The following is a 16449-nucleotide window of genomic DNA, read 5'->3' as shown; positions in this document are numbered from 1 at the left end:
CGAGTCGCCCCATCGCCAGCAGGCATGGATTGACCTCTATCCCTGTAGGAGCTGCCGAAGGCTGCGATCTTTTGATCTTGAAAAACAAAATCAAAAGATCGCAGCCTTCGGCAGCTCCTACAGGGGTCAAAATCACTCAAAGATCTCTGTGGGAGCCAGCCTGCTGGCGATGAGGTCGTTCAGGCACCCTCAATTTGCGCCAACGCCACCCGCAACCGCGCCGCACTCTCACGCTGACAATTAAGCTGAACCCGCGCAAGCCCCAGCCAATCGGCCATCTGCCGCAGATTCAACGCCAGCGCCAGCATCCCCTCTTCATCCAGCCCCGGCACTTCCTCGTGCACCGCGTGCACCGCCAGGCGCCCCGACGCTCGCTCGGCCCGCAGGTCGACCCGCGCGGCAATCCGCTCGTTGTGCAAGAACGGCAGCACGTAATAGCCATAGACCCGCTTGTCTTGCGGCGTATAAATCTCCAACCGATAGCGGAAATCAAACAGCCGCTCGGTGCGACTGCGTTCCCAGATCAACGAATCGAACGGTGACAACAGTGCACTGGCAACCACTTTGCGCGGCACCTTCGGTTCCGGCAGGCAGTAGGCGATCTGTCGCCAACCGGCGACTTCACAGGTCTGCAACTGCCCGTCCTCGACCAGCTCCGCCAGACGCGGGCGCGCATCCGCAGGATTCAAACGGAAATAATCCCGCAGATCCTTTTCCGTACCGACGCCGAGCGCCTGCGCCGCGTGCAGCAACAAGCCACGTTGCGCCTCAGCCTCGTCAGGTAACGCTTGTTGCAGAATCGAGGAGGGAATGACCCGCTCCGGCAAATCATACAAACGCTCAAAACCGCGGCGACCGGCCACGGTCACTTCACCTGCAGCGAACAACCATTCCAGCGCATGCTTTTCCGCACTCCAGTCCCACCACTGCCCGGCCTTGTCCTCGCGGGTCGACAGACTGCCGGCACCCAATGCACCACGCTCCTCGACCGCACTCAAGACCCGGCGCACAACGCTCTGCTGCTCCAGACCAAACTTTGCCAGTTGCTGATAAATGTCCCTGCCATTCCTTGCCCGCTGCATGCGCCAACCCATCAACGGATACTTGGTCAATGGCAGCAACGACGCTTCATGACCCCAGTACTCGAACAACGTGCGACGTCGCCCCGTACTCCAGGCGGCCTGGTCGAGCAAATCAGCGGAATAGGAACCCAAACGGGAAAACAGCGGCAGGTAGTGCGAGCGCACCACGGCGTTGACGGAGTCGATCTGCAGCAGACCCAGCCGTTCGATCAGCCGGTTAAGTTGCGACGCCTTGACGGTTGGCGGCTGGCGCCCGTTGAATCCTTGGGCGGCCAGCGCCAGACGTCGCGCCTGTTTGAGAGAAAAGGCCAGAGTCGCGGGCATGAGCATCTCCTTGTCTGCTCGCAACCTACCTCACCTGAAAGTGGTTTGTGTAGTAAGGCCCTGATCATTTATGCATCGGATCGTCCCAGAACGGCCGGATGGCCTCGTGCTCGACGTCGGCACGGCTGACCCCGATGTCCTTCAGCGCTTCGTCGCTCAGACTGGCGAGCAACTCGCGCTCACGGTGCAGTTCGTACCAGCGGCTGAACCTGTGCAGCAGATCGGAAACAATATGGCCGTGGCCGGAAAATTTTGCGTCGTCTACATATTCTCTTTGACCTTTCATCGTGTTGCCCTCCTTGTGGATGGCTCAAGTCTCGCGCTGGCGCTAAGATCAATCCAACGAATGTTTCTGATGGCATTCATCACGGAGATTCATCAATTGTCGGCCTACCCCAGTATCGATACCGATGTCCTGCGCACCTTCGTCGCGATTGCCGATCAAGGCGGGTTTACCCGCGCCGGCGAAATGGTCAACCGCACGCAATCGGCGGTGAGCATGCAGATGAAGCGCCTCGAAGAAGATGTGCTGCAACGCCAGCTATTCGAGCGCGACGGCCGCCAGGTGCGCCTGACTGCCGAGGGCCAGGTGCTGCTGGGTTACGCGCGGCGCATCCTGAAATTGCACAGCGAAGTGTTCAACACCCTGCGCGAGCCGCACATGGTCGGCACCGTGCGCATCGGTACGCCGGACGATTACGTGATGCGGTTTCTGCCGGGGATCCTGTCGCGATTCGCTCAGTTCTACCCGCTGATCCAGATCGAAGTGCATTGCGAGTCCAGCAAACAGCTGTTGCAGCGCACCGATCTGGACTTGTCGATCGTCACCCGCGAGCCGGGCAACGAGATCGGCCAGTTGCTGCGCAAAGAGCGTTTCGTCTGGGCCGAGGCGCAGAATTTCAGCGCGCACGAGCAGACGCCGCTGCCGCTGGCGATGTTCAACAGTGATTGTTTCTGCCGCTTGTGGGCTTGCAATGCGCTCGACGCGATGGGCCGCGATTACCGCATCGCCTACAACAGCACCAGCCTGTCGGCACTGATGGCGGTGGTGAGCGCGGGTCTGGCGATCACCGCGCAACTGGAGAGTTTGATCACCCCGGACATGCGTATTCTCGGAGCCAACGAAGACCTGCCGCTGCTGCCCGAGGCCAGCATCATGCTGATCCGCAACCTGAACAACCCGTCGCCGATCACCGAATGCCTGGCCGAGCACATCGTCGAAGGCTTCAAACTTTAAACGCGAGCATCACCGCACACAGCACCAGGAAACCGCAGAACAGCCCGCGCAGCAGTTTTTCCGGCATGGCGTGGGCGACTTTGACGCCCCAACTGATGCTCGCCAGACCGCCGATGGCCAGGGGCAGGCCGATCATCCAGTCGACCTCGTGATGCACCGCATAGGTCATCAGGGTCACGCCGGTGCTGGGCAGCGCCAGTGCCAGCGACAGGCCTTGAGCAACCACCTGGCTAGTACCGAACAGACTGGTGAGGACCGGCGTCGCCACCACGGCCCCGCCGACACCGAACAGACCGCCCATGGTTCCGGACGCCGCGCCAAGCACACCCAGCCATGGCCATGAGTAACGCATCTCTGAGCTCACTGCAGGTTTTTTGCCGAACATCTTCAGCAGGTTGTACGCCGAGAGCACCACGAGGAAAGCGACAAAACCGATCCGCATGGTTTGCGCATCAATGCCCACGGCCCAGATCGAACCGATCCACGCAAAGCAAAAACCCATGATCGCCAGCGGCAGCGCGTGGCGCAGTTCGATGCGATTACGCTGGTGATAACGCCACAGCGCCAGCATCACATTGGGCACCACCATCACCAGCGCCGTGCCTTGGGCGATCTGTTGATCGAGGCCGAACCACACGCCCAGCAGCGGAATGGCGATCAGCCCGCCACCAATGCCGAAGATCCCGCCCAACGTGCCGAGGGCGGCGCCAAACAACAAGTACAGCAAAAACTCGATCACAGCGTTATTCCTCAGACGTCAGGCGACCCATCCTACGCAGTCAGCGCTGGCACGGAAACGCACAGCAACGCACAATGGCTGTGCCAAAACCGCATAGGCATCGAACGGATTGATGAATCCCAATCAATTGACCGAACAACTTGGGCTGTTTCTCGATGTGCTGGAGAGCGGGAGCTTTTCTGCGGCTTCGCGTCGACATCCGCTGACGCCATCCGCCGTCGCCCGACGCATCGACAGCCTGGAAAGCGCGGTCGGCAGCCAGTTGTTTATCCGCAGCACTCATGCGGTGCGCGCCACGCCGGCCGGGCTGGCATTTGCCGAACGGGCGCGGCGCATTGTCAGCGAACTGCAACTGGCCCGTGCCGAAGCGGTGTCGTTGAGCAGTGCGCCGGAAGGCTTGATCCGCGTCGATGCCCCCGCCGCTTTTGGTCGCCGCCATCTCGCGCCGGTCATCGCTGACTTTCTGGTGCTGTACCCGGGCCTCGACGTGCAATTGCACCTGATCGACAGCTTTATCGACATGCACGGCTCGAATCTGGGCAAAGTCGATCTGGTGCTGCGCGCCGGGCAAATGGCCGATACACGGCTGGTCGCCACGCCGCTGGCGAGCATGGTGCGCATTGCCTGTGCCAGCCCCGATTACCTCAAACGCCGTGGCGCACCGCGTCATCCCGCGCAGTTGAGTGAACATGACGGACTTGATTGGGAAGGTCTCGCCCCGCCCTTCGCCTGGCGCTTCGAACTGGACGGGCAAATGCAACTGCATCGCCCCGCGCGCATCCGCATGAGCGCCAACAATGCCGAAGCGCTGGTGTGCGGGGCACTGGCCGGGCTGGGCATCGCGCATTTGCCCACTTGGCTGGCCAGTGAATACCTGCTGCGCGGCGAACTGCTGCCGCTATTCTGCGAGAACGGCCTACCGCCACCAGAGACCACCGGCATCTATGCGCTGCGCATGGAACAACAGACCCATTCGCGTAGCCGCCTGCTGCTGGAATACCTCAAGACCCGCTTCAGCCCGGTGCCGCCGTGGGATATTGCGCTACAGCGCGAACTGGGTCGGCACTAGATTCCGGATAATTATCTGGCGCATTAAACATTCGGGCGCTAGATTCAAGCCCATCACCGAACAAGGCTTTGCCATGACCACCGAACGCGACACCTGCGACGACCTGCTGCTCGACAATCAGGCGTGCTTCGCCCTGCATTCCACTTCACTGATGATGACCAAGGTCTACAAGCCGCTGCTGCAAGCGCTGGGCCTGACCTATCCGCAGTATCTGGCGATGATGGTTCTGTGGGAAAAGGACGGTTTGACCGTGGGCGAAATCAGCACGCGCCTGCTGACCGATCCGGGCTCGCTGACCCCGCTGCTCAAGCGGCTGGAAGGTGAAGGCTTGCTCAGCCGAACCCGCAGCCGTGAGGATGAACGCGTGGTGATCGTTGAACTGACTGCCCAGGGACGCGCCTTGAAGAACAAGGCCCGAACCGTGCCTCAATGCATCCTGGGGGCCAGTGGCTTCACGCTGGAGCGCCTGCAAAACCTGCAAGCTGAATTGCAGGCATTGCGTGGTCATTTGCAAGACAGCCTCGCTTAAGACTCCCCTTCCCTGTGGGCGCAGCCTTGCGCCTGCAGGCGAATCGCACATTCCCCGCTTACCCCCCGAAAATTTTTCCTCTCGTTTTACGTTCAAAAAAACCTTCTATATCAAAAGCTTGAGATCACGACCCAGCCCGATCCAAGCGCTCATTCCCACTTTCTTCAAAAAATTATCTTGCGCACTAAACATTAGCGAGCTACATTCACTTCGTACTTACTTAGCGCGCAAACAATTAGCGCAAATAAACACACTCAATGAGGCTCACACCATGCAAACGCTCTACACCGCAATCGCAACCTCCACTGGCGGCCGTGATGGTCGTGCGATCTCCAGCGACAACATCCTCGACGTCAAACTGGCTACTCCGAAAGAACTCGGCGGTGCCGGCGGCGCGGCCACCAACCCTGAGCAACTGTTCGCTGCCGGCTACTCGGCCTGCTTCATCGGCGCCCTGAAATTCGTTGCCAGTCAGACCAAACGCAAAATCCCGGACGATGCCTCAATCACCGCTCACGTCGGTATCGGCCAGATTCCTGGCGGTTTCGGTCTGGACATCGACCTGCACATCAATCTGCCGGGCCTGGAACAGGCTGACGCACAAAGCCTGGTCGACGCTGCCCACCAGGTCTGCCCGTACTCCAACGCCACTCGCGGCAACGTCGATGTGCGTCTGCACGTCACCGTGTAATCACTGACACTCTGGCCCGTACAGGAAATGAACATGAACACTTTCAGCAAAGTCTTGACCGGTACCCTTCTCGCCCTGTCCATCCAGAGCGCATTTGCCGGGGAGGTTGAACACAACACCCAGGCGTTCCTCGATGCACTGAATGCCGGCACTGGCAAACCGATAGAACAGCTGACGCCCAAGGATGCCCGCGCCGTGCTGACAGGCGCGCAGTCCGGGGTCAAACTGACGCTGCCCAAAGCGGACGTCAGCGAGAAGACTATCCAGGTCGATGGCCAACCGTTGAGCCTGACCATCGTCCGGCCGGCCGGGGTCAAGGGCGAGCTGCCGGTGTTCATGTTCTTCCATGGCGGTGGCTGGGTACTGGGGGATTTCCCGACCCACGAACGTCTGGTGCGGGATCTGGTGGCCGGTTCGGGGGCGGCGGCGGTGTTCGTCAACTACACCCCTTCGCCGGAAGCGCATTACCCGGTAGCGATCAACCAGGCTTACGCCGCGACCAAATGGGTGGCCGAACACGGCAAAGAGATCAACGTCGACGGCAAGCGTCTGGCGGTGGCGGGCAACAGCGTTGGCGGCAACATGGCGGCAGTCGTCGCCTTGATGGCCAAAGACAAAGGCACCCCGGCGATCAAATTCCAGGTGCTGCTGTGGCCGGTGACCGATGCCAATTTCGACACCGGTTCGTATAACCAGTACGCCGAGGGGCACTTCCTCACCCGCAACATGATGAAGTGGTTCTGGGACAACTACACCACCGACGCCAGTCAGCGCAACGAGATCTACGCCTCGCCGCTGCGGGCCACAACCGCGCAATTGAAAGGCCTGCCGCCTGCACTGGTCCAGACCGCCGGGGCCGACGTCCTGCGTGACGAAGGCGAAGCCTACGCCCGTAAACTCGACGAAGCCGGCGTGCCGGTGACCTCAGTGCGCTACAACGGCATGATCCACGACTACGGATTGCTCAACGTGGTCAGCCAGGTACCGGCAGTGCGTTCGGCAATGCTGCAGGCTTCGGAAGAACTGAAACAGCACCTGAAGAAGTAATTCATCAGGCACAAAAAAGCCCGACTCAATGGTCGGGCTTTTTCTTTCCGTAAAAAGCAGTGCTTATTTGGCACGGCCTTTGTAGGAACCGCCTTCGCGGGTATCGATCTCGATCATGTCGCCGATTTCGATGAAGTCAGCAACCGACAGCTCGGTACCGTTCTTCAGTTTGGCAGGCTTCATCACCTTGCCGGAAGTGTCACCGCGAGCGGAACCTTCGGTGTAGTCAACCTGACGCACGATGGTGGTCGGCAGTTCTACCGACACCAGACGCTCTTCGAAGAACACGGCTTCGCAAACGTCGGTCATGCCTTCTTCAACGAAAGGCAGAACGCTTTCGATGTCTTCGGCGTTCAGCTCGTACATGGTGTAGTCAGTGGTGTCCATGAACGTGTAGGTGTCACCGCTGATGAAAGACAGGGTGGCTTCTTTACGATCCAGGATCACGTCGTCCAGCTTGTCGTCCGCACCGTAAACGGTTTCGGTCTTGTAACCGGTCAGCAGGTTCTTCAGCTTGGTCTTCATGATCGCGCTGTTACGGCCCGACTTGGTGAATTCAGCTTTCTGAACCAGCCAAGGATCGTTGTCGATACGGATCACGGTACCGGGTTTGAGTTCTTTACCAGTTTTCATTGCGAATATCCGAATTTGGATGGGATTTACAAAAATCTAGGCCGCGTATCATATCCAATTTAGGTAAAACTGTACCAGCGCCGTGGCAAGATCCGCCTGCAAGCCTTGTTCCAGACACCACGCCTCGGCGTTTTCCTGCAGCTCTGGCCAGTGTTTACGGGCCTTGAGCCAGTGCTCGCCGATCGGTTGCCCGGCACTCCAGGCCCGCCACAGACCGCTCGTCGCCTCGGCAGCGGCCGGGGAAAGCCCTTTGGTGTAGAGCGCGAGAAAGGCATCGAGCTTGTCGAGGTGGATGTCTTCGTCCTGCTGATAAATGTGCCAGAGCATCGGTCGCCCAGCCCATTGTGCGCGAACAAACGAGTCCTCCCCGCGCACCGCGTTGAAATCGCAGCACCACAACAACTGATCGTATTGATCCTGACGGACAAACGGCAGCACCTGCACCGTCAGTGCCTGACGCACGTCCAGATCGCCGACAGCCAACGCATCGACCCCGAGCCAGCGCGCAACGTCACCAAGAATCCGCCCTTCCGGCACCAGCAGATGGGTCGGCGTGCTGTCGGCCGCCAACGCATCCAGCCAACTGTCCAGCCCGGCATTTTCATAGGCGAACAACGAGATCAGCAGTGCGTCCGCTGCGCGATCTACGCCCAGGCCTTGCAGGAATTGTCGCTGCGCAGCCGCGTCCTGCTGAAATTGCCGGCGCCGCTCAAGCAGACCGCTTTCACGCAGCAAGCCGCCGGTCCCCGGTCGAAATCCGGGAAAGAAAAAGAATTTCTGCACCGACTTGTACTTCACCGACGGTAAACCGTGACAACCGGTGACCCAGTCTTCAGCGCTGAGGTAATCGAGGTTCATCCACAGCGGCGGCCGTTGCCGCTCGGCCATGGCGTCCATATAAGCAGCTGGCAACTGACAAGCAAACGCGGCGATCACCACGTCCGCCGCTTCCGTCTGCGGCCAGTCGCTCGGCCAGTGCCACACCTCGACGCCCTGCTGCGATTGCTGCGCAAGGTGGATGTCGATCTCGGGGCAGATGCGTTCGAAGGCGCGCAGGTCATCAACCCACAAGCGCACTGCCAGTCCATGTTCGGCCACCAGTTGCCGGGCCAGACGCCAGGTCACGCCGATGTCGCCATAGTTGTCGACCACGGTGCAAAAAATATCCCAGCGGGTTTTCGGTACCGACATGCAAGACTCCCGTTGGCAAAAGCGCTGATTGTCCGCATAAATGACCTCGCGCAGAAGAGCCGACGGCGATTAATCTTCGTGCGACAATCGCCACTTGCCCGCAATCATCCGCCAGGAGGCAGCCATGCCCTATCGTCCCGACCCGCGTCGTCCCTTGCCCGTTCAGCTCAGCGCGTTGCAACTGACCGGCAGTATTGCCCTGGGCATGTGGCTGGGCTTTCTGGCCATCGCCCTGACCTGCTGCCTGATTTCGCGTTTTGTGTTGACCGAACAACTGGCGCCGGTTGCCCAGGCCGTGCAGCAACTGGCCAAGCCGCCAGCGGCCGTCCAGGTACAACCGGACATTCCGCCACAGAGTCCCCTGTTCGAACAGTACGAAGAAAACCTGCGCAAGAACGAGCAGCAGGCACGCCTGGATCAGGCTCGCGGCAGCAGTCGCAACCAGTCGAATCCGAAATGCCAGTTCTGGCTGCAACAGGACCAGACTGCGCCGAGCGAAAAGAGCCGCGCCAACGTTTTGCAATTCTGCGATTGATCATGAACAAACACACCGTCCACCAACTGATCCTCGACAAACTGCGCGCCGACCTCGACATCGCCGAGCGCGCCGCGCAGACCGCTTATGAAACCGCGACCCACGAAGAGAACATCGCCGAGAACAAGTACGACACCCTCGGACTTGAGGCTTCCTATCTGGCGGCGGGTCAGGCGAAACGCGTCGAGGAAATCCGCCAGTCACTGGCGCTGTGCCAGAACCTGACGCTGCGCGCCTACGACGAAAATCGCGGCATCGAGATCGGTGCCCTGCTCGGTCTGGAGGACGAAAAGGGTCGCGAACAATGGCTGTTTCTGGCCCCGGATGCAGCGGGCTTGAAAGTCGATGTGGTGGGTCAGCCGATTACCGTCATCAGCCCACGCTCGCCGCTGGGCAAAAGCCTGCTGGGCAAGCTCGAGGGCGATGAGGTGGAGATTCTGGTGGCAGGCACCCGGCAACAGTTCGCTGTCACCGAGGTGCTTTGAGGCGGGGACTTAGTGGACCGGCAATTCGACGCCGTCGAACAGCTCTTCCAGTTCCTGTTTGTTGTGGCACTGGATGGCTTTGGCCATCACTTCGCGGGTCAGGTGCGGGGCGAACTTCTCGATGAAGTCGCACATGAAACCACGCAGGAACGTACCGCGACGGAAACCGATCTTGGTGATGCTCGACTCGAACAGTTCGCTGGCATCCAGCACCACCAGGTCGTTATCGAGCTTGGTGTCGACCGCCATTTTGGCGACGATGCCCACACCCAGACCCAGACGCACGTAGGTTTTGATCACGTCGGCGTCGGCCGCGGTGAACACCACTTTCGGCGTCAGGCCACGATGACTGAAGGCTTCGTCGAGTTTCGAACGGCCGGTGAAACCGAACACGTATGTCACGATCGGGTATTCGGCCAGCGCTTCGAGGGTCAGCTTCGGCAACTTGGTCAGCGGATGGCCCTGAGGCACGACCACGCAACGGTTCCAGCGATAGCACGGCATCATCACCAGATCACCGAACAGCTCGAGCGCTTCGGTGGCGATGGCGAAATCGACCGTGCCGTCAGCCGCCATCTCGGCGATCTGCATCGGCGACCCCTGGTGCATGTGCAGCGCCACGTCCGGGTATTGCTTGATGAAATTGCTGATCACCGGCGGCAATGCGTAACGTGCCTGGGTGTGGGTGGTGGCGATCGACAGGGTACCTTTCTTCTCGTTGGAGAATTCCTGAGCGATCTGCTTGATGCTTTCGACCTTGCGCAGGATTTCGCCTGCGGTGGTGATGATGCGCTCGCCGGCCGGGGTGACGCGGGTCAGGTGTTTGCCACTGCGGGCAAACACTTCAACGCCAAGTTCGTCTTCCAGCAGACGGATCTGTTTACTGATACCCGGTTGCGAGGTGTAAAGGCTTTGGGCGGTAGCGGAAACGTTGAGGTCGTGGTGCGCCACTTCCCAGATGTAGCGCAATTGTTGAAGCTTCATATGTATCCCTCAAAGCAGGTAGACGCCACGGGCATCAGCGACGGTATATAACTATATTAATGGTTTGATTAATAAATCTAGAACTTTTTTATCAAAACGCCATTATTCCCGCTTCAGCGATCCCCCCGGCGCCGACGCTCCACCAACGGCACCAGATAGACCGGCACCTTGGCCAATTGCAGGACCCGGGTCGCCGTGCGCCCCAAAGGCGTTTCCGCCCCTACGCCGTGACTGTGAGTGCCTACGATCAACAAATCCACAGAGAGTTTCTGCACCTGGTCGAGAATCACCTGCGCCGGATCGCCCTGCACCACCCGAACCGCGCAAATCCGCTGCAGATCCTGCTCGCCCTCGTCGCCCAGCTCTTCGCGAAAACTGTCCAGCACCCGTTGCTCGATACTGGCGATGACAGTTTTCAGACCCTGACTGTGAAATTCGTTCAATGCCTGTTCGTCGAGATAACTCTGCAATACCGACTCGGCAAACAGCCCCATGGGCTCCACTGCATGCACCACGTACAAGTCGGCATTGAATGTCCGCGCCAGTGCCAGGGCATGCTGCATCACTAACGGTGCGTACAGACCGAGGTCAGTGGCATACAGCATCGAACGAATCATATGACCTCCTCGCGTGCCAACATGGCGGAGATTTGATTCAGCTTAGCAGTGCCTTGGCGACTACGACGTGCGACGCAACGTCTTGAAGCACAGGGGCTTTAGATCGACGTTTCGTTGCTGATGCCATGCGGCACATGGCCGGTGGCGACCACTTCACGGGCGAGCTCGCAGTGCCCGGCCTGATCGTCGAAAAACACGTCGGCGGCAAAGGCTTCGAGGAATGCCGATTTGGTCAGACCGCCGAGGAACAGCGACTCGTCGAGGCGGATATCCCACTCGCGCAAGGTGCGGATCACCCGCTCATGGGCCGGTGCCGAACGCGCGGTGACCAGCGCCGTGCGGATCGGGCAGTCGTCCTCCGGGAACTCGCGTTGCAGCGCATTGAGCGCCGCCAGAAAACCTTTGAACGGCCCACCGCGCAATGGCTCGCGTGCCGACTCGCGTTCCTTCGCCTGGAACGCCTCCAGCCCGCCGGACTGATAAATGCGCTCGGATTCGTCGGAGAACAACACCGCGTCACCGTCGAAGGCGATGCGCAACTCATCACTCGCGGCACGGCTGGCGCCACCAGACAGGATTGTCGCTGCAGCAAATCCGGCATCCAGTGCGGCGCGCACGTCCTCGGCGTGCGTGGACAGAAACAGGTCACAGCCAAAGGCCTTGAGATACGGATACGGGCTGCGTCCGCCGACGAAGGCCGCCCGGGAAATGTCCAGTCCGTAGTGATGAATCGAGTTGAACGCGCGCAGGCCGGTATCGGCACTGTTGCGCGAAACCAAAATCACCTCGACCCGGGCGCGGTCGAGGCGACTGTTGAGGCTCAGGAGTTTTTCCACCAGCGGGAACGCATCGCCGGGCGCGAGAATTTCGTCTTCGTGTTCGATCTGGTATTGCCGATAGGCTTCAACGCCGCTCGACAGGTAGACCTTGTGACTCTCGCTCAGGTCGAACAAGGCGCGAGACGAAATCGCTAGCACCAGTTTGTCATCGATGTTCTTGGCCATGCCTTCCCCCCACTCCCGCAAAAAACCGACTCAGGTGTTGCGTCGGTCGATGAAACCCAACGTGCGATGCAGCGCATCGATTCGCGGCAATTCACATCCTGCCGCCTTGGCGGCGGCCAGTGGCCGGGCGTAAATCGCTTCCAGCTCCAGCGGCCGCTTGTGCAGAAAATCGTGGTACATGCTCGGCCAGTAATCGGGCATTTTCTCGGTCATTGTGAACAAGTACTCGGCGTAACCGGGCGGCATATCGTGACCGCAGGCCTTGGCGCCCTTCACGACTTCAGCCATCAATGCCTGAATCAACGCGCGACTGTCAGCGTCGACCATCAGCGGCGTGGTGCCGGCGCCGAGCAAAACCGAGAGACCGTTGTAGGGAATATTCCACACCAGTTTCTGCCAGCGTGCCTGTTGCAGATTGGCCATCGCCTGCGAATCGATGCCCGCGGCGCGGAACAGACTGGCGCCCTCTTCAACGAGCGCCATGCGCGCCGCATCGTCCGTCGCCGGGCCGCTGTGATAGCCGACGTTCACCGCCCCCAAGGCCTGATGGGTGATATGCCCCGGGCCTTCGCGATGCACGCAGATCAGGCACAGACCGCCGAGCAGATGCAGGGAGTCAGGTAGCAACTCACGCAAGCTGTCTTCGACGTCCAGACCGTTCTGCAGCACCAGCACTTTCGCACCGGGCCTGGCCGCGGCAATGATCGCTGGGGCCAGACCCGCGCTGCTGGTGGTCTTGGCGCCGACCAGCAACCAGTCGCAGGCCGGCATGTCCTCGGCCTTGGCATACGCTTGCACCGGGTTCAGTGTCAGCGTGCCATGCACGGCACTGTCCACTTGCAACCCCCGCTCGGCCACCGCTGAAAACTCACTGCGCAGTAAAAAGTGCACATCGAAACCGGCGCGCGCCAGCACCAAACCGTAAAACCCGCCAATTGCGCCGGTGCCGATAATCCCGATCACCGGTTTGCTGTGTGCTCCCACCATCTATGGCAACTCCTCTGCAATTCGACCCAGCGCCTGCGTAACTGCCGCGTTCAGCGCAGCGGCGGCCAGGCGCGTGTGCAATGCTCCAAAGAACTCGCCGTCGCGCACCACAAACAGCGCCGGCAAATGAAAGACCTGATAGCGTTCCACCAGCCCGCCGTTGTTGCCCGCATCGATCCAGCACAGGCGATCCACCGCCAGCCCGAACCCGGGCAACACCTCTCTGGCATAGCGGCAACTGGAACAGCCGACGCTGGTGAAAATCACCAGCGAAACGCCGCTCATCGCCAGCAGCCGCTGGTCGGCGTCGAAATCGGTCAGCTCCGATTCGACCACTATACTGGGGGAAACAATGTCAAATGGCCGACACAGGGAGTCTGTGCTCATGGGACGTTTCATTCCTCATCCGGACGAAGTGCCGGTTGAATTAACCTTGCTCAAGCCCGAGTGTATTTCCAGGCAACAGCTGCACACTATCAGCCTCGGCGGGATCGCTTGCAATTATCACCGCGCCTGGCGCCACGGCACCGCCCTTGAAGTGCGCTTGCCGACGCTCAATGCCGACCTCTGTTTTCCGGGCTATGTGGCGTGGTGCCTGCGACGCAAAAAGGGCTATCTGGTGGGGATCGCGTTCACTGATGAGCAGACGCTGTTCAGCGCCCGGATGGGCGAACAGGTGTGCCAGATCGAACGTTATTGCCGCATGAACGAGGCCCATGACGACCTGCAGGACATTCAGGCGCTGGCCCTGCAATGGGTCGAACAACACGCCAACGAGTTCTCCCACGACAGCGTGCGCAAGGCTTTTGCCCAGCCAGTGCTGGATTAAAGCGGCGCTTGCCCATTGTCGAGCCGCGTCTGACGCGCTAAGGTTCGGCTCCCCGACGCGCTTAAATCTGCTGTGCTCCGCCGCGCGGGGATCGCTGGCGGCCGGCACCCGTGACCTGACGAGTAAACGATGGCTGATTTACCGATCAACGACCTAAACGTCGCCTCTAACGAGACCCTGATCACTCCCGATCAGCTCAAGCGTGATATCCCTCTGAGCGATGCTGCGCTGCGCACCGTCACCAAGGGCCGCGAAGTCATTCGCAACATTCTTGATGGCACCGACCACCGTCTGTTCGTAGTGATCGGCCCGTGCTCGATCCACGATATCAAGGCTGCCCACGAATACGCCGACCGCCTCAAGGTGCTGGCGGAGGAAGTCTCCGACACCCTGTATCTGGTCATGCGCGTGTATTTCGAGAAGCCACGGACCACCGTCGGCTGGAAAGGCCTGATCAACGATCCGTACCTGGATGACTCGTTCAAGATTCAGGACGGCCTGCACATTGGTCGCCAGTTGCTGCTGGACCTGGCCGAGAAAGGCCTGCCGACCGCCACCGAAGCCCTCGACCCGATCTCCCCGCAGTACCTGCAGGATCTGATCAGTTGGTCGGCCATCGGCGCGCGTACCACCGAATCCCAGACCCACCGTGAAATGGCTTCCGGCCTGTCTTCGGCTGTCGGCTTCAAGAACGGCACCGATGGCGGCCTGACCGTGGCGATCAACGCCTTGCAATCGGTTTCCAGCCCGCACCGCTTCCTCGGTATCAACCAGGAAGGTGGCGTGTCGATCGTCACCACCAAGGGCAACGCCTACGGTCACGTGGTGCTGCGTGGTGGCAACGGCAAGCCGAACTACGATTCGGTCAGCGTCGCCCTGTGCGAGCAGGCGCTGAACAAGGCGAAGATCAAGCCGAACATCATGGTCGATTGCAGCCACGCCAATTCCAACAAGGATCCGGCCCTGCAACCGCTGGTGATGGAGAACGTCGCCAACCAGATCCTCGAAGGCAACCAGTCGATCATTGGCCTGATGGTCGAGAGCCATCTGAACTGGGGCTGCCAGGCCATCCCGAAAGACCTCGCCGACCTGCAATACGGCGTGTCGATCACCGATGCCTGCATCGACTGGTCCGCCACCGAGAACACCCTGCGCAGCATGCACGCCAAGCTCAAGGATGTGCTGCCTAAGCGTCAGCGCAGCTGATCAGCGTTTCGCAGGCATAAAAAAACGCCGGGCATTGCCCGGCGTTTTTGTGTGTAGGGGTGATCAGATTTTCGCAGCGCGCTTCTGATGGCGCTCCATATAGCGCTCGACGTAGGAGCACGACGGAATCACCGTGTAACCCATTTCTTCGGCGTACTGCAGCGCGCTTTCGGTCAGCGCTGCCGCGATGCCTCGACCGCGCAAGGCGTTGGGCACGAAGGTGCGGTAGATATCCAGGGTCTGTTTCCCCAGATCCATATAGGTCAGGTAGGCACGATGACCGTCCACATTGGTCTCGAACTGATGACCAGCCTGGTCATGGTGGATGGACAACGCCTCGCTCATCACTACTCCTCGCGGGTCTTGAATTCTGACCCCTACCTTACCGATGTTTTTCCGGCGAAGGAACATCTACGCCACCCCGTGCCTGATGGACACCGAGAAAAGCCACACCGATCTCGCGCAACCGAGCACGTGATAAATAGTAGGCACCATTGGCAAAAATGCTCAAGGTGCGCTCGTCATCGTGCAGGTTGTACGGATAACTCCGATGGGCGTAGTGGCAGGCGCGGGGAACATATCCCGAGGCGCTCACCTGAACATTGCCGGATGTCGAGACTTAAGACGCAGGCTCTTCTTTAAAGTCACCTCAAGAGCGACAAAGATATGTGAGGCGTCATGCAAAATCGGAACAAAAGTGTAGACGAATTCATCTAGGCAGACTTGGTGCAAGACGCCGAAAACAGCACGTGACAGCGGGAACTTTTTCTCATTAACTCGCTCAGGCAGGGGCTTGCAGCTGGATATTTTTTAATCAGCCCCGTTAAAAGTTGCTCGAAAAAGAATCAACGCCTACAATTTTTTTTGCTTCTTGCGCTACGTCAGTTTACTTACTACAAGTAATGGGTAGTATGTACGCCGGCTATTTCCTCAATCGGAGGAGAAAGCCACTTAATTGAAAGTCCTTGAAGGGGAACACGATGAACAACGTTCTGAAATTCTCTGCTCTGGCTCTGGCCGCAGTTCTGGCTACCGGTTGCAGCAGCGCATCGAAAGAAACCGAAGCACGTCTGACCGCTACTGAAGACGCAGCTGCTCGCGCCCAGGCTCGTGCAGACGAAGCATACCGTAAAGCTGATGAAGCTCTGGCTGCTGCTCAAAAAGCACAACAGACTGCTGACGAAGCTAACGAGCGTGCTCTGCGTATGCTGGACAAAGCTAGCCGCAAGTAATAATCCCTCGGGATTGTTATCAAGCCGA

General features: G+C 59.6%; 21 protein-coding genes. 10 read left to right on the top strand and 11 right to left on the bottom strand.

Annotated features, from left to right (window positions below):
• Positions 1-179 precede the first annotated feature (179 nt).
• Positions 180-1406, bottom strand: coding sequence for a winged helix-turn-helix domain-containing protein (locus tag B1722_RS22310; RefSeq protein WP_086794291.1), 1227 nt, complete (start codon positions 1404-1406; stop codon positions 180-182).
• A gap of 64 nt (positions 1407-1470) precedes the next feature.
• The gene (locus B1722_RS22305) at positions 1471-1692 is read right to left on the bottom strand and encodes a DUF1127 domain-containing protein (protein WP_041069561.1); all 222 of its coding nucleotides are present in this window, start codon (positions 1690-1692) and stop codon (positions 1471-1473) included.
• 96 nt (positions 1693-1788) lie between these two features.
• On the opposite strand from B1722_RS22305, the gene B1722_RS22300 reads away from it, so the two are divergent.
• Positions 1789-2643 (top strand): LysR substrate-binding domain-containing protein, encoded by an 855-nt coding sequence (locus tag B1722_RS22300; RefSeq protein ID WP_047295460.1) that lies wholly within the window; start codon positions 1789-1791, stop codon positions 2641-2643.
• Here B1722_RS22300 and B1722_RS22295 read toward each other — a convergent pair.
• Positions 2633-3382 carry a sulfite exporter TauE/SafE family protein gene (locus B1722_RS22295; protein ID WP_086794289.1) on the bottom strand — a complete coding sequence of 250 codons (750 nt, stop codon included), beginning with the start codon at positions 3380-3382 and terminating at the stop codon, positions 2633-2635. The two genes, B1722_RS22300 and B1722_RS22295, sit on opposite strands and share 11 nt — an antisense overlap.
• Before the next feature lie 112 nt (positions 3383-3494).
• Here B1722_RS22295 and B1722_RS22290 point away from each other — a divergent pair, with 112 nt between their 5' ends.
• From B1722_RS22290 to B1722_RS22275, 4 genes are all read left to right on the top strand, one after another.
• Positions 3495-4451, top strand: a complete 957-nt coding sequence (locus tag B1722_RS22290; protein WP_086794287.1) for a LysR family transcriptional regulator — start codon at positions 3495-3497, stop codon at positions 4449-4451.
• 73 nt (positions 4452-4524) lie between these two features.
• Positions 4525-4980: a MarR family winged helix-turn-helix transcriptional regulator gene (locus tag B1722_RS22285; protein ID WP_041069550.1), complete on the top strand. Its 456-nt coding sequence runs from the start codon at positions 4525-4527 to the stop codon at positions 4978-4980.
• A gap of 271 nt (positions 4981-5251) precedes the next feature.
• Positions 5252-5671 carry an organic hydroperoxide resistance protein gene (locus tag B1722_RS22280; RefSeq protein WP_041069547.1) on the top strand — a complete coding sequence of 140 codons (420 nt, stop codon included), beginning with the start codon at positions 5252-5254 and terminating at the stop codon, positions 5669-5671.
• Between the two features lie 33 nt (positions 5672-5704).
• Complete coding sequence (locus B1722_RS22275; RefSeq protein WP_041069545.1) at positions 5705-6718, top strand: alpha/beta hydrolase; 1014 nt, start codon at positions 5705-5707, stop codon at positions 6716-6718.
• Positions 6719-6781: 63 nt separating this feature from the next.
• Here B1722_RS22275 and B1722_RS22270 read toward each other — a convergent pair whose 3' ends face one another.
• Both B1722_RS22270 and earP read right to left on the bottom strand, forming a co-directional pair.
• Entirely contained in the window at positions 6782-7351 is a 570-nt protein-coding gene (locus tag B1722_RS22270; protein ID WP_003226785.1) for an elongation factor P, read from the bottom strand.
• Positions 7352-7399: 48 nt separating this feature from the next.
• Positions 7400-8542 (bottom strand): elongation factor P maturation arginine rhamnosyltransferase EarP, encoded by a 1143-nt coding sequence (gene earP / locus B1722_RS22265; RefSeq protein WP_086794285.1) that lies wholly within the window; start codon positions 8540-8542, stop codon positions 7400-7402.
• Positions 8543-8666: 124 nt separating this feature from the next.
• Between earP and B1722_RS22260 the strand changes: the two genes are divergently transcribed.
• The gene (locus tag B1722_RS22260) at positions 8667-9077 is read left to right on the top strand and encodes a hypothetical protein (protein WP_086794283.1); all 411 of its coding nucleotides are present in this window, start codon (positions 8667-8669) and stop codon (positions 9075-9077) included.
• Positions 9078-9079: 2 nt separating this feature from the next.
• Positions 9080-9562: a GreA/GreB family elongation factor gene (locus tag B1722_RS22255; protein ID WP_041069537.1), complete on the top strand. Its 483-nt coding sequence runs from the start codon at positions 9080-9082 to the stop codon at positions 9560-9562.
• 9 nt (positions 9563-9571) lie between these two features.
• Here the strand turns inward: B1722_RS22255 and cysB are convergent, their stop codons facing one another.
• From cysB to B1722_RS22230, 5 genes are all read right to left on the bottom strand, one after another.
• Entirely contained in the window at positions 9572-10546 is a 975-nt protein-coding gene (cysB, locus tag B1722_RS22250) for an HTH-type transcriptional regulator CysB (RefSeq protein ID WP_007908591.1), read from the bottom strand.
• Positions 10547-10659: 113 nt separating this feature from the next.
• Complete coding sequence (locus B1722_RS22245; RefSeq protein ID WP_041069532.1) at positions 10660-11163, bottom strand: universal stress protein; 504 nt, start codon at positions 11161-11163, stop codon at positions 10660-10662.
• Between the two features lie 98 nt (positions 11164-11261).
• Entirely contained in the window at positions 11262-12167 is a 906-nt protein-coding gene (locus B1722_RS22240) for a 5'-nucleotidase (RefSeq protein WP_041069529.1), read from the bottom strand.
• 30 nt (positions 12168-12197) lie between these two features.
• On the bottom strand, positions 12198-13154 hold the full coding sequence (locus B1722_RS22235; protein ID WP_086794281.1) for a putative 2-dehydropantoate 2-reductase: 957 nt from the start codon (positions 13152-13154) through the stop codon (positions 12198-12200).
• Positions 13155-13541, bottom strand: a complete 387-nt coding sequence (locus B1722_RS22230; protein WP_086794279.1) for a thioredoxin family protein — start codon at positions 13539-13541, stop codon at positions 13155-13157.
• Between B1722_RS22230 and B1722_RS22225 the strand changes: the two genes are divergently transcribed.
• Entirely contained in the window at positions 13540-13983 is a 444-nt protein-coding gene (locus tag B1722_RS22225) for a PilZ domain-containing protein (RefSeq protein ID WP_041069521.1), read from the top strand. The genes B1722_RS22230 and B1722_RS22225 overlap by 2 nt on opposite strands.
• A gap of 129 nt (positions 13984-14112) precedes the next feature.
• Positions 14113-15189 (top strand): 3-deoxy-7-phosphoheptulonate synthase, encoded by a 1077-nt coding sequence (locus B1722_RS22220; protein ID WP_003226802.1) that lies wholly within the window; start codon positions 14113-14115, stop codon positions 15187-15189.
• Between the two features lie 63 nt (positions 15190-15252).
• Here the strand turns inward: B1722_RS22220 and B1722_RS22215 are convergent, their stop codons facing one another.
• Positions 15253-15534: a GNAT family N-acetyltransferase gene (locus B1722_RS22215; RefSeq protein ID WP_025113131.1), complete on the bottom strand. Its 282-nt coding sequence runs from the start codon at positions 15532-15534 to the stop codon at positions 15253-15255.
• Positions 15535-16169: 635 nt separating this feature from the next.
• On the opposite strand from B1722_RS22215, the gene oprI reads away from it, so the two are divergent.
• A complete protein-coding gene (gene oprI, locus B1722_RS22210; protein ID WP_025113130.1) occupies positions 16170-16421 on the top strand; it encodes an outer membrane lipoprotei OprI in 252 nt (83 codons plus the stop codon).
• The last annotated feature ends 28 nt before the right edge of the window (positions 16422-16449 follow it).

This window comes from Pseudomonas sp. SCPG-7, from assembly GCF_002156405.1.
In the GTDB taxonomy this organism is placed as follows: domain Bacteria; phylum Pseudomonadota; class Gammaproteobacteria; order Pseudomonadales; family Pseudomonadaceae; genus Aquipseudomonas; species Aquipseudomonas parakoreensis.
The sequence above is the reverse complement of the archived record's forward strand: the minus strand, read 5'-3'. Positions and strand labels throughout refer to the sequence as shown.